The 13,042-nt window shown below is 70.1% G+C and carries 12 protein-coding genes; 2 read left to right on the top strand and 10 right to left on the bottom strand.

The genetic code is table 11. The features are described from left to right. Positions 1-55: 55 nt before the first annotated feature. The 3 genes from AB0D31_RS10040 to AB0D31_RS10050 form a co-directional block, all read right to left on the bottom strand. The gene (locus AB0D31_RS10040) at positions 56-406 is read right to left on the bottom strand and encodes a SpoIIE family protein phosphatase (RefSeq protein ID WP_362719621.1); all 351 of its coding nucleotides are present in this window, start codon (positions 404-406) and stop codon (positions 56-58) included. Between the two features lie 116 nt (positions 407-522). After that, positions 523-1,260 carry a DUF4232 domain-containing protein gene (locus AB0D31_RS10045; protein ID WP_362719624.1) on the bottom strand — a complete coding sequence of 246 codons (738 nt, stop codon included), beginning with the start codon at positions 1,258-1,260 and terminating at the stop codon, positions 523-525. A gap of 150 nt (positions 1,261-1,410) precedes the next feature. Next, positions 1,411-3,210 (bottom strand): chloride channel protein, encoded by a 1,800-nt coding sequence (locus AB0D31_RS10050; RefSeq protein WP_362719773.1) that lies wholly within the window; start codon positions 3,208-3,210, stop codon positions 1,411-1,413. Between the two features lie 367 nt (positions 3,211-3,577). Here AB0D31_RS10050 and AB0D31_RS10055 point away from each other — a divergent pair, with 367 nt between their 5' ends. Further along, positions 3,578-4,372, top strand: a complete 795-nt coding sequence (locus AB0D31_RS10055; RefSeq protein ID WP_362719627.1) for a 2OG-Fe dioxygenase family protein — start codon at positions 3,578-3,580, stop codon at positions 4,370-4,372. Here AB0D31_RS10055 and AB0D31_RS10060 read toward each other — a convergent pair. Beyond that, a complete protein-coding gene (locus tag AB0D31_RS10060; protein ID WP_362719630.1) occupies positions 4,350-5,522 on the bottom strand; it encodes a glutamate--cysteine ligase in 1,173 nt (390 codons plus the stop codon). The genes AB0D31_RS10055 and AB0D31_RS10060 overlap by 23 nt on opposite strands. Before the next feature lie 406 nt (positions 5,523-5,928). Here AB0D31_RS10060 and AB0D31_RS10065 point away from each other — a divergent pair, with 406 nt between their 5' ends. Beyond that, entirely contained in the window at positions 5,929-6,321 is a 393-nt protein-coding gene (locus AB0D31_RS10065; RefSeq protein WP_362719633.1) for a phage holin family protein, read from the top strand. A 59-nt stretch (positions 6,322-6,380) separates the two neighbouring features. Here AB0D31_RS10065 and AB0D31_RS10070 read toward each other — a convergent pair whose 3' ends face one another. The 6 genes from AB0D31_RS10070 to AB0D31_RS10095 form a co-directional block, all read right to left on the bottom strand. Then, complete coding sequence (locus tag AB0D31_RS10070; RefSeq protein ID WP_362719636.1) at positions 6,381-6,773, bottom strand: cytochrome c oxidase subunit 4; 393 nt, start codon at positions 6,771-6,773, stop codon at positions 6,381-6,383. Positions 6,774-6,785: 12 nt separating this feature from the next. Next, entirely contained in the window at positions 6,786-8,489 is a 1,704-nt protein-coding gene (ctaD, locus tag AB0D31_RS10075; protein WP_362719639.1) for a cytochrome c oxidase subunit I, read from the bottom strand. Next, complete coding sequence (locus AB0D31_RS10080) at positions 8,486-10,117, bottom strand: ubiquinol-cytochrome c reductase cytochrome b subunit (RefSeq protein WP_362719642.1); 1,632 nt, start codon at positions 10,115-10,117, stop codon at positions 8,486-8,488. Before AB0D31_RS10080 ends, ctaD begins: the two co-directional genes overlap by 4 nt. 497 nt (positions 10,118-10,614) lie before the next feature. After that, a complete protein-coding gene (locus tag AB0D31_RS10085) occupies positions 10,615-11,562 on the bottom strand; it encodes an urease accessory protein UreD (protein ID WP_362719645.1) in 948 nt (315 codons plus the stop codon). Beyond that, positions 11,559-12,254, bottom strand: coding sequence for an urease accessory protein UreG (ureG, locus tag AB0D31_RS10090; protein ID WP_362719648.1), 696 nt, complete (start codon positions 12,252-12,254; stop codon positions 11,559-11,561). Before ureG ends, AB0D31_RS10085 begins: the two co-directional genes overlap by 4 nt. A 24-nt stretch (positions 12,255-12,278) precedes the next feature. Then, entirely contained in the window at positions 12,279-12,953 is a 675-nt protein-coding gene (locus AB0D31_RS10095) for an urease accessory UreF family protein (protein ID WP_362719650.1), read from the bottom strand. Positions 12,954-13,042 lie beyond the last annotated feature (89 nt).

The raw sequence follows: 13,042 nt of genomic DNA on the forward strand, positions 1-13,042 counted from the left end.
GGTCGCGCGGTATGGGCGCACGCCACCACCAGTCCCCACCCCTTTCAAGTCCCGTTCACGGCAGGGGCCCGGCTGCTGTCGCAACGTCAGGCCGAGGCGCAGGGCGTACCGCGCGGGCTCGGAGAAGGAGACTGCGCCGGCTGCCGGCGCCGGATACGAGGAACGGCGGCGGGTCTCCGTGGTTCACGAAGGTGGCGGTGCCCGCGGGGTCGGCCTCGGCGCGGAGGGCCGTGACGAACTTCTCGTGCCGCAGGGTCAGTTCACAGACCCGCTCGATCCGGGCCGCGACGGCCGCGAGGGCAGGCTCGTCGTGCGCGCCCTCGCGGAACGCGCCGGCTGCTGTGACGCCGGCTACGGCGCCCGTGGCGGCATGGCCGCGCCGCTCGGCGAAGAGTCCGTCGTACATGCCGAGCGCACAGCCGTTCGTACGTCTGGAGGAGTCACCGCCCCGCTGGACCCCCGCGCAAGCTCCCGCCCCGCTGAACCCCGCGCAATCTCCCGTCCCGCTGCTCCCCCGGCTGCTCAGGGGTGCTGTCCTGGGCGCAGCGCCGACACGTCGAAAGTCGCTCCGCATATTCGCAGGGAGTCGGCCGGGACGCGCAGCGCCTCGGTCGAACCCGGCGGATACGCCTGCACCCGCGTGGCGGCCTGCCAGCAGGGCTTGTCCGACACACCCTCGTTCACGGTGTGCACAGACGCGTAAGCGGCTTTGCCCGGCGCCAGCACGACGGGCGGCAGGGCGCTTCCCTCCCGCTGCGCCGGTTCACCGATGCGGGCACCGGAGGCGGAGAGAAGCGAGACGCCGGGGAAGCCGAGCAGACGGCAGACCGCGGTGCCCGTGTTGGTGAACACCAGGGGTACGTAGATGTTGCCCGCCCCCGGCGAGATCCGGCCGAGGGAGAGGCGGAGCCGGTCCGCCGTGCAGCGCGGATCGCCGGCGGAGGAAGAGGGAGCCGACGCACCGGTGTGGGGGAAGGGCGTGGCGGCGGTGCTCGGCGAGGACCCTCCCCCGCCCGGCATGGACCCATCCCCACCCGGCATGGACCCATCCCCGCCCGGCGTGGACTCATCCCCCGCGGCCGCGGACTCCACCGGACGCGGTGTGGTCGTGGTCGTGGTCGTGGCCCGCGTCGAGGGTGGCGTAGTGGAGGTGGCGCCGTCGCCGCATGCCGTGGCCGATGCGAGCGTGGCGAGGACGACGGCGCCGAGCGGCAGCAGGGTCCGGCGGGAACGACGTACACGGTCGAGGTACCTGTCCATGGGATTCCTTCCGTGCGGTTGGCCCCCGTCCGACGCCCCGGCCGACGTCAACGAAGCCGGCCGGACAGATCGGCGTCCGTCTCACGGCTCCTTCCCGGCAGGGCGCCGTTCAGTCCGTGCACTGCACACCCTGGCCGCTTCCCGCCGCCTTCATGCCGCGGCGGGCTCCCGGGCCGCATCGCCGCGCACGGAGTGCAGAGCGCGCAGCGCGCTCTGGTGCGTGAGCCAGCCCACCAGACGCGCTCGTTCGGTATCGAGGACGGGCAGGCCGGTTCCGGAATGGGAGATCAGGGCGTGCAGGGCCGCGGCCAGGGGCTGGTCCGGAGTGAGCGAGGCGGGCTGCTCCACCAGGTCTCCGACGATCGCACCGGATCCGGCGGCGGCGGGCTCGTCGGCGAGCGCCTCGGCGACCGCCCTGGCGGTGATCATGCCCACGTAGTGGCCGTTCTTGTCGGACACCGGCAGCACGCCGTGGGCCGACAGGGACAACTCCGTGGCCGCGCACGTCAGTTCCGTGTCGACGGCGAGCGTCCCGGGCGGCTGCTCCATCACCTCGTCGACCTGCTGACCGCCCAGCGGTGCTCCGGAGGCCGGCCCGTCCAGATCGATCCCGCGGCGACGCAGCTTGAGGGTGTAGACGGTGTCACGGGACAGCAGCCTGCTGGTCGCGGTCGCGGTGACGATGGCGAGCATCAGCGGCAGGATGATCGAGTACTCGCCGGTCAGCTCGAACAGGATGACCACGGCCGTGATCGGGGCGCGGGAGGCGCCGGCGAACACGGCGCCCATGCCGACCAGGGCGTAGGCGCCGACCGCTCCCGCCGTCCCCGGCAGCAGACTCTGCATGCCCGTCCCGTAGGCGGCGCCCAGCATCGCGCCCATGAACAGGCTCGGCGCGAAGACGCCACCGGAGCCACCGATGCCGATGGTGAGGCTGGTCGCCAGGATTTTCCCCGCAAGCAGCAGGAGCAGGAAGGCCGCGGCGTACTTGCCTTCCGCAGCGTTCTCCAGGACCGGGTAGCCGACCCCGTACATCTGCGGCAGCACCAGGAGCAGCAGACCGAGCAGCAGACCGCCGGCGGCCGGGCGCAGCCATTCGGGGCCGCGCCAGGCCCAGTCGCAGGCGTCCTCGATCCAGTACAGGATGCGGGTGAATCCGATACCGATGCCACCCGCGACGATGCCGAGCAGCGCGAACAGGCCGTACTGGGCGACGTGTTCGACGTGGAAGGCGGGAAGGTTCAGGAAGGCGACATCGCCGAAGGCGGCCCTGCCGATCACGCTCGCCGCGACGCTGGACAGGACGACCGCGCCGAACGACTCGATCGCGAAGTCGCGCAGAATGAGCTCCATCGCGAAGAACACCCCGGCCAGCGGCGCGTTGAAGGTCGCCGCGATACCGCCCGCCGCGCCACACGCCACGAGCAGCTTCATCCGGCCCTCGGTGACCTTGACGATCCGGCCCAGCGTCGAGCCGAGCGCGGAGCCGATCTGCACGATCGGTCCCTCGCGGCCCACCGAGCCACCCGAGCCGATCGTCAGCGCCGAGGCGAGCGCCTTGACCACCGACACGTTCGGGTTGATGCGCCCGCCGCGCTGGGCCACCGCCAGCATCACCTCGGGCACCCCGTGTCCGCGCGCCTCCTTGGCGAACCGGTCCACCAGCGGCCCGTACAGCAGTCCGCCGATCACCGGCGCCAGGAGAACGAAGTACGGGCCCAGCCAGGCGACGTGCGGGTTCGCCGCATGCCCGGCGCCCGCGTAGTCGGCGTGCCCCGTGAACAGGCCGGTGAAGACCTTGATCAGCCACCGGAAGGCGATCGACCCGAGCCCCGCACCCACACCGATCACCAGGGCCAGGGCCGCGAGCCCCCACTGCGCTTCACGCAGCCCCAGACGCCACCCAGCGGCCGGTCCCTGACGTGCCACGGCCGCCTCGGAGCGTCCCATTCGTATGCCATTCATGTGCAGTTTCCCCTTACTCGCGCCATTTTGCATTATGCAAACGATGTCAAGCCAGGCGTCGGCCCACGCGGGCTCCCGCGACCGGAAAAGCGCGCCTCACCAGCGACGGAGAGAGCCGGGAGCCGGGGTGAACTGCACGGACAGGCCAGAGCGAGGTGCGGGTTGGGGATGCCGGGGGCGGCCGCGGCGGTCCGACGCGTCGCCGGCCGGCCGGCCCACCGGCTCCATCGACCCGTCGCGCCTCGGCACTCCCCGCTTGGCGCAGGCAGCACCGCAGTGCGTTCGACAATTGAGGCGCCGATGGTGTGACGCAGCGGATGCGCGGTGCCGGACGCGCCCGGAGTATGGGGACATGGACGAACGACTTGGAAGTGCCTCCTCGGCCCTGCAAGGCGGATCGCGAAGCAGCGGGCCCAGCCGTGCGGCCATGGACCGCGCTGACGTCCTCATCGAGGAAGCGGGGCGGGCTGTCGTCTCGCAGGGCTCATATCTGATGACGCCGGACCGGCTGTCTCGCTGCCTCGGCGTGGCCGAGGAGTCATGGGGAAGGTTTGCCGCGCATTGGGGAGAACTGGCCCCGGATGCGTACGCCGCCCAGCAGGGCACGCGACGTCTGCGGCGTTATGGACACTTCTGTCTGACGCGGCGTGGAGAGATCACGGCGATGCCCCACGTCGCCTTCGTCCAGCCGGAAGACAGTAATCCGCTGTACGTTGCCACAGACCGCCATTTTGAGCCCCTGACGGAAGCTTTCATGGCTGAGCCGATGCTGGCCGCCCTGATCCGCATGCTCGGCCGAGTCGCCGCGCGCCTTGACGACGTGGCCGAATGGAGCGTCAGGGTACATCCGTTCAGGGTGGTGGCACGGGCCGGCCACCAGGGCGAGCCCGCCCCCGAGGGATGTCACCGTGACGGGGTCACCCTCGTGACGTCCTTGCTGATCGGTCGGGAAAACGCGCTGGGAGGGACGAGCACGGTGTACGACGCGGACGGAGAGGAGTTGATGAGCACGACGCTCAGTGCGCCGGGCTCGCTTCTCCTCAGTGACGACCGCTCCACTTTGCACGGCGTATCGTCCATCCGCCCGGCGGTCGCCGACCTCCCCGCTGTCCGGGACGTTCTGGTCACGACTCTCTCTGCTCGTTGACACGCGCGTGCGAACCGCCGGCCGTCCGCAGGACGAGCTGGTCCACCACCGCGGTCGGCCCGCCCTCGCGCTTGTTCCACGCCCGCTGACGCCGCGCACCGTCACCGCGGGCCGCCATCCGCGCGAAGAGAGTCGTGACCTCACTCAGGTCCCCGTGCCGCTCCAGCACCGGCCGCACATGCTCCACAAGGGCTGCCGCGACGCCAGACATCTCTCTCACCCGGCCGGTCAACGCGTCGAAACCGCCACCGTCCCACCCGTCACGGGCGGCACGCCAGCAAGCCGCCCGCAGTACCTCACCGCTCCAGCAAGGGCCTGGGTCGCCGCCCACAGCCTGCTCCGCGGCGGTGACGACCAAGGCGCGCAGCAGCACGGCGACGGCAACGGTGTCGTCGATGTCCTGGAGCACGTCCATGGACCGGATCTCCAGCGTGGGCCAGTTCGGATTGGGCCGCAGGTCCCAAAAGGGCAGGCCGGGCTCCAGCATCGCCTCCGTATCGGTGATCACCTGCGCCAACCGGTCGTGCTCCCGCAGCGACCGCGCGTACGGAGGCGGCCCCAGACACGGAAAACGGCTCCTGATGACCGAGCGCCAGCTCGCATAACCGGTGTCATGTCCTTGATGAAACGGCGAGTTGGCGCTCAGCGCGATGAAGAACGGCAGCCATGGCCGTACGTGGTTGCCGGTAAGGACGGCGAGTTCGCGGTCGGGGAGGTGGACATGTACGTGGAGCGCGCTGATGGCGAAGTCGTCCATCATGCTGCGGTACTGGTCCCGGCCGGCCCGGTAGCGCGGATGACTGCCCACTCGCGCCGCGCTTCCGTCGCCCAGCACCGGGGTCCCGGAGGCGCACAGTGCATAGCCTTCGGCGTCCGCCGCCGACACGAGCGCCTCCCGCACCCGACGCAGCGCCCGGCGCAGCTCGTCCGCTGTCCGGCACGGTGGGGTGCGCCCCTCGACCTGACACTGGGCGAACTCCCCCTCAACGAGGTCTCCGACCTCGGCTCGGGCACGCGCCGTCACCGCGGGCCCGCCGGAAACGACGGAACGGGTACGGGGGTCGACGAGAAAGAACTCCTCCTCGACGCCGATCGTGGGGATGCTCCCGGGGTCCGTACCTGGAGAAGCGGGACAACGCTCGATTGCCATGGGCCCAGCATTACGGAAGTCCTCCACGGTGTCGCCCGCACCCGGGATCCACTGACCGTGCAACGACCGGGGCCAGGTCCTCAACCCTGCGGCTGGCGCCCCGCCACCAGCCGCTCCGCTGTCTCCGTCCGTGCGCAGGGCGCCCCAGCGATGCCGGCCGACCGTCGAGCGACATGAGCCTGTCAGGCACCGCACGACCGTCCCTCTGGGCCGAGCCAGTCGGGAGGCCCAGGCCGACGGCGTGCCGGAAGGCATCGGTGGTGGCACTTCCCTCGCCGTGTGAGGATGAACCGACGGCGAAGCCATAGGCCATAGGCGGTGCTCGCCGGTGGCTACAGGCGGTGCTCGCCGGTATGAGCGGACCTGCCGCCCAGGGCTTGCCGGGCTCCGAGGAAGGCGGCGGCACATGAGTGGGAACCACGAAGCGGACGGCGCGCCCTACCGCTCGTCCGGCGACCTGGCCGACCGGTTGGCGCAGGACGCGAGTGACCTCTTCAAGCAGGAGGTCGAGCGGTTGCGCGAGCAGGCCACGGCCACGATGAGGCGAGCGGGGCTGGGCACGGCCGCATGCGCGGGTGCCGGGCTGTGCGCCGTGCTCGCGCTGTGGTCGGCGCACCAGAGCGCCCTGCGCACGTTGGAGCGCTCCATGCCGCCCGGGCGGGCGGCCGCGACCCTCACCGTCGCCTACACGGCGGGCGCCGGAGTCCTCTCGGTGGTCGGAGCGTGGAAGCTCAGGGAGGCGGCGCGGACGTCCGGCGACGCGCTGCACCGGGCGGGCGAGGACCTGACGTCGCACTGATCACCGCGCCTCGGCCCCGAAGGCCGGGGCCAGGCTCCCCGCCGGCTCCCCGGGGGCGGTCATTCGCCTCGGTGGACGTACTGGAAGGCCATCCCGCCGACGCCGGCGCAGAGCACCCCGAACCCGAGAATGAAGAGCCAGAGGCCGAAGACGAGGCCGACCGCGGTCACCGCGGCGCCGAACCCGGTGACGGCGGGGTAGGGGCTGCGCGCGGGGAAGAAGTCGACGGGGCCGGCCCGGTCGGCGATGTGTGCCTGGCGCCGGTCCTCGGGCCTCGCGCCGCGACGACGGTGATTGTGCGCGAAGAAGAAGCAGATCAGTGAGGACATGATGAACGCCACGGTGAGCGCGGCGGTCCCGGCGGGCTCGCGCCCCGACCACCACCCATAGCCCACCCCGGCGGCGAGGAAGAACCCCGCCACCCCCGCGAAGAGATATGCCTCGGCCTTCATGGAACGCCTCTCCTAGAGGGGGTCGGGGGTCGCCTGTCCGCGCGGCGTCGCCGGGACCGGCAGCGCCGCGGCCTCCGGGTGGTGCAGATCGAAGGCGGGAGAGTCGGAGCGGACCCGGGGCATCGTGTGGAAGTTGTGCCGCGGTGGCGGGCAGGACGTAGCCCACTCCAGCGACCGCCCGTACCCCCAGGGATCGTCGACGCCGACCAGAGGCGCCCGGGCGGCGGTCTTCCACACGTTGTAGAGGAACGGCAGGGTGGAGAGCCCGAGCAGGAACGCGCCGATGGAGGAGACGGTGTTGAGGAGCGTGAACCCGTCCGCGGCAAGGTAGTCCGCGTAGCGGCGCGGCATCCCTTCGGCGCCGAGCCAGTGCTGCACGAGGAACGTTGTCTGGAACCCGACGAACAGCGTCCAGAAGTGGATCTTCCCCAGGCGCTCGTCGAGCAGGCGCCCCGTCCACTTGGGCCACCAGAAGTAGAAGCCGCCGAACATCGCGAACACCACCGTCCCGAACAGGACGTAGTGCAGGTGCGCGACCACGAAGTAGGAGTCGGTGACGTGGAAGTCGAGCGGCGGCGAGGCCAGCAGCACTCCGCTGAGGCCGCCGAAGAGAAAGGTGACCAGGAATCCGATCGACCACAGCATCGGTGTCTCGAAGGAGAGGGCGCCGTGCCACATCGTGCCGATCCAGTTGAAGAACTTCACCCCGGTCGGCACGGCGATCAGAAAGGACATGAGGGAGAAGAACGGCAGCAGAACCGCCCCCGTGGTGAACATGTGGTGGGCCCACACCACCGCCGACAGTGCCGTGATCGTGATGGTGGCGCCCACCATGCCGACATAGCCGAAGGTCGGTTTGCGGCTGAAGACCGGGATGATCTCGGAGACGACGCCGAAGAACGGCAGCGCGACGATGTAGACCTCGGGATGCCCGAAGAACCAGAAAAGGTGCTGCCACAGGATGGCACCGCCATAGGCGGGATCGAAGATGAGGGCGCCGAACTTCCGGTCGGCCTCCAGCGCGAAGAGGAGCGCGGTGAGCACGGGAAACGCCAACAGCGCCAGAATCGATGTCAGCAGAACGTTCCAGGTGAAGATGGGCATGCGGAACATGGTCATGCCGGGCGCGCGCAGGCAGACGATGGTGGCGATGAAGTTGACCGAACCCAAGGTCGTGCTCAGACCCGTCAGGATCAGCCCCATGGCCCATAGGTCGCCTCCGGCGCCGGGTGAACGAACGGCACTGTTGAGAGGTGCGTAGGCGAACCAGCCGAAGGACGCGGCGCCGCCCGGCACGACGAAGCCCGACACGACGATGAGGGCGCCGAACAGATACAGCCAGTAGGTCAGCGCGTTCAGCCGGGGAAAAGCGACGTCGGGAGCGCCGATCTGCAAGGGCATCACCGCGTTGGCGAACCCGGCGAACATCGGCGTGGCGAACAGCAGCATCATGATCGTGCCGTGGATGGTGACCAGCTGGTTGTACTGCGCGTTGCTCCACAACTGCAAGCCGGGGCGGGCGAGTTCGGCCCGCATGCCCATGGCGAGCAGCCCGGCGAAGAGGAAGAACCCGAAGGCCGTCACGAAATACATGGCGCCGATGACCTTGTGGTCCGTGGTGGTGACGTAGTTCAGCAGCCGCCCGCCCAGCGAACTGCCGCGCGAGACACCGGCCGTGGACTGCGGGCGCCCCGCCGTGATGCCGCTCTGCGTCATGAGGACTTCCGTTCCGGTTGGGCCAGCGCTTCCTCGACCTGGCGCTCCTGCTCGGCGGTAGCCGCAAGGGACACCCTGCGGCGGAAGTACCAGCGGTTCAGGGCGGCCCGCAGCCGTCTGCGGCGCGGCGCGCCCGCCCCCGGGGAGGGCGCCGGTGCCGGCAGGTCTCGTACGAGAAAGCGGTAGAGCCGCGCCGGGGCCACCGGACGATGCCCCGGCTCCAACGAGCCGTGCACCCGCTGTGTCACATATCCGGTCTCCTCGCCCTGCGTCAGCACGTGCAGCTCGTGCTGCTGCAACGCCAGACACAGCCGCTTGGTGACCAGGAACGCCAGCACCGGAAAGACGAAGAAACCGATACGGAACACCCACGTCAACGCGTTGACCGAGAGCCGGAAGGAGAAAGCCGTCACGTCGTTGCCGCCCGCCGCCAGCAACACGGCGTAGCCCACGATGCCCGCCACCCCGAGAGCCGTGCGGGTCGGTTGGTCCCTGGGCCGGTCACACAGGTGGTACTCGCCCCGGTCCCCGGTGATCCAGCGCTCGAAGACCGGATACGCGATGAGGACCAGGGCCAGCAGACCCGGCAGCACGACGGCGGGAAGGAAGACGTTCCACATGACCGTGTGCCCCGCCACCGACAGTTCCCAGGGCGGCATGAGCCGCAGAGCCCCCTCCAGGAAGCCCACGTACCAGTCCGGTTGCGCCCCGGTGCTCACCTGATCGGCACGGTAGGGGCCGTAGTCCCAGACCGGATTGACCTGAGCCACCGCGCCGAGCACGGCCACCGTCGCGAAGACCATCAGGAACAGACCGGTCGACTTGGCGATGAAGTGCGGGAACATCGGCTGACCCACGACGTTGCGGTTCGTCCGCCCCGGGCCGCTCCACTGCGTGTGCTTCAGGTAGACCACCAACATCAGATGCACCGTGACCAGAGCGATCAGCGCGCCCGGCACGAACAACACATGCAGGATGTACAGCCGGTTGTTCAGAAGGTGCCCCGGGAAACTCCCGTCCCACAGCAGGTTCGCCAGATACGTGCCGACGACCGGAATGGACATCACGATGGTGTTGGCGGTGCGCAGTCCCGTGCCGGACAGCAGATCGTCGGGCAGCGAGTATCCGCAGAACCCTTCCAGGAGGGAGAGGAAGAACAGCGACACACCGATCGCCCAGTTGAACTCCCGGGGCCTGCGAAACGAGCCGGTGAAGAAGATCCGCAGCATGTGCACGCTGATCGCGGCCATGAAGATCAGCGCCGCCCAGTGGTGCATCTGACGGATCAGGAGTCCACCGCGGATGTCGAAGGTGATGTGCAGCGTCGAGCTGTACGCCGTCGACATCGGAAGCCCCTGCAGCGGGACATAACTCCCGTCGTACAACGCCTGCCTCGTGCCCGGCTCGAAGAACAGGGTCAGCCACGTGCCGGTGAGCACCAGCACCAGCAGGCTGTACAGGGCCAGCTCCCCCAGCAGGAAGCTCCAGTGATCTGGAAACGCCTTCCGCAGCAACGCCTTGGCGACTTCGGCCACCGGTGACCGCCGGTCCACCACCGTGAACCCGGTCCGTACGGCCTCACGCGCGACGGCACGGGCGTGCTGTCGCCGCCTGCGAAAGAACAGCATGCGTCACCGCTCTCTGATGTCTGGCTACGCAGGACCAACCGCTCACAGTCAAGCGCAAATATTCACGCAGGTAACCACCGGCCGGCGAGTGAAACGGACTTCACCCATTTGACGCCCAACCGTTACGGCCTCAAGGAACGCGGGCAGCGGAACGCCCCGCGCTGCTCCCTCGGGGATCAGGGCCGCGCTGTGGTTGTGTGCGATTCACCGAGCTCAAGCAGCAGCCTTCGGTGTCGTTCCCGCAGCAACATCATCATCGGCAACGACTGGACGAACGACAGGAGGCCAGTGGGAGAGAGCGGATACTCCTGCACCGTGACGAATGCTCCGTCACCCCACGGCCGGATCTGCCGGTCGTGGGCCTCGCGGCCCAGTTCGAAGCCGTGCCGTTTGAGTGTGCGCTCGCACAAGCTGAGGGGCGCCGGCCTCAACCGGGCCGAAGTCCGGGACGTCGACGAGCAGCGGATGAACCGTGCACCGTCGAGTGCCGGGCGAGACTATTTCCGGACCCGTGGTTCGCTCTCCGGACCGGTCCCCATGTTCCGGATGTGCTCAAGTGCTGCGTCCAGAAGTTCACTTACGTCGTGGAGGCCGCGGCCGGCGGCGGTGGCCAGATAGGCGGGGTGCCGGGCGAGTGGCGTGAGAACGGCGTGGCCCCTGTCGGGGTCGTCGCCGAGGAGGACCGGCGGGTGGTCGGTGGCCAGACAGGGATCGACGACGAGGAGTTGACCAGTGGCGCGGTATCTGCCGAGGACGGCGGGGCCGTCCCAGGCAGGTGCCGTCCCGCCGTAGGAGGCGTGTTGGTCGATGACGGGGCGGCCGCCTCGGTGCACGGTCAGCCGGGTGGTGAGGTGGCCGGGCGGCTCGGGGATGCGGCCGAGGAGTTGCTCTTCGCGCACGATGACGGCGGCGGTCGGTGCGAGGTCGACGGTGCAGGTCTGGTGGAGGGTGCTGCCCTGGGTACTGATCAGGGGTTTCGGCAGCCACGTCAGCATGGCCTGGTCGGCGACGGCAAGGCGGACGTCATAGGTGGCGGGCGCGGCCGTGGCGCCGGGCAGAGCGATGGTGGCGGCCGGCGTGGTCACCTCCAGCTTGGCGTGTTCCTCGACGGTGATGTCGAGGGCGAGTCGGTCTCCGCCGAGGGGTGCGCACATCGAGCTGAGCACGCTGATCCGGGCCCACCCGCCGTGGGATCGTTTCTGGTTCAGGTGGAAAGGACCGCTGTTGCGCCGGACGGGGACGGTGGTGGCGGTGCCGTCGTAGGACGCCCTGATGAAGGCGGTGGCCTCGACTCCGGAGAGTTCGGGGTCCGTTGCGTGCGCCCACCCGACACCGGGCGCCTCGTCCGTCCGCCCGCTGTCCGTCCGACTTCCTGCGACGACCGGCGCCGGCGTGGGCTGTTCCGTCGCGGATGCCGGTCGCGTACGTGGTGCGGCGGCTGTCATACGGCGACCTCGGCACACCACTCGGACAGGCAGCCGTTGACCCAGTCGGCGATCGGCTGGATACCGTCGTCCGAAGCCAGGCTGGTGAAGACGACGGGGAGGTCGCCGCGTTGCTTGCTCGCGTCGGCGGCCATGGTCTCCAGGTTCGCGCCGACGTACGGAGCGAGGTCGGTCTTGTTGACGACGAGGAGGTCCGCGGTGGTGATGCCGGGGCCGCCCTTGCGGGGGATGTCGTCACCGCTGGAGACGTCGATGACGAACACCTGGTGGTCGACAAGGCCCTTGGAGAAAGTGGCGGTGAGGTTGTCGCCGCCCGACTCGATGAGGATCAGATCCAGGGCGGGCAGCGTCTCCTCCAGCTGTTCCACCGCTTCGAGGTTGGCGGAGATGTCGTCGCGGATCGCGGTGTGCGGGCAGGCGCCGGTCTCGACGGCGGTGATGCGCTCGGGCGGCAGTACGGCTTCGCGGAGCAGGAACTCGGCGTCCTCGCGGGTGTAGATGTCGTTGGTGACGACCGCGATGGACAGCCGGTCGCGCAGGGCGCGGCACAGTGCGGCGACGGTGGCGGTCTTGCCGGACCCGACGGGCCCGCCGAGGCCGATGCGCAGTGCACGGCGGCCACCGTCGGGACGCAGTGCCTCGGCGCTGGGAGTGTGATGGTGCGGCAGGATCGTGTCGTGGTCGAGGTGCATGGCGTTCTCCGAACGGTGTGGGGGTCAGGAAGCGAAGAGCCGCTGGGGCCAGGCGGCGTGCTGTTCCCCGGTGATGTCAAGCAGCGGCGAGGATGCGGCAGGCAGCACCCCGACGCCTTCCGCACCGATCCGCGCTGCCGCTTCGGCGGCGGCGTGGGCGACGTCGTCGACTTCGCCGGCGAGCCGGGCGAGCAGGGCGGTCGCGTCGAACGGGTTGAGGCTCAGCAGACGCACTGCCGCCGTTGCCGGTCCGCCGACGCTCTCGTACGCGGCGCACTGGGCGGCATCGAGCGGGGTCAGGCCCGCGGCGCGGGCGGCGACGCCCAGGACCACGGGCTGGTGTGCGCCCTGCGGCAGGCGGTGGGCGAGCTGGTCGAGCTCGGGGCAGGGCCAGGCGGCCCGGGCGGCACGCAGCATCTGCCGGCCGAGCTTGCGGGCGACCTGCCGCAGTGCGAGGACGGGGGTGCGGGCGTCGGCGGCCTCGTCCAGCGCCATCGGGTCGTATCCGGTGGCGGCCGCGGCGGCGAGGCCGGCCGCGGTCATCCCGATGGTGTGCAGGCGGCCCCGGCAGAACGCCTCCAGGCTCGCGGCGTCGTGGACACCGCGTGAGGCGACCGCGGCCTCCACACCCCCGGAGTGGGCGTGCCCGCCGGCGGGGAAGCGGCCGTCGGCCAGGACGAGCAGGGCGGCATGGCTCATGGGAGCGGTGGCCTGCCTTTTCAGGTACGGAGGTCGGATGGACGGAAGTGCCGGGCAGCCGGCCCGGCGGCGCACCGCCGGGCCGGCTG

Origin of the sequence: Streptomyces sp. NPDC048361 (genome assembly GCF_040651795.1) — a bacterium.
Classification (GTDB): domain Bacteria; phylum Actinomycetota; class Actinomycetes; order Streptomycetales; family Streptomycetaceae; genus Streptomyces.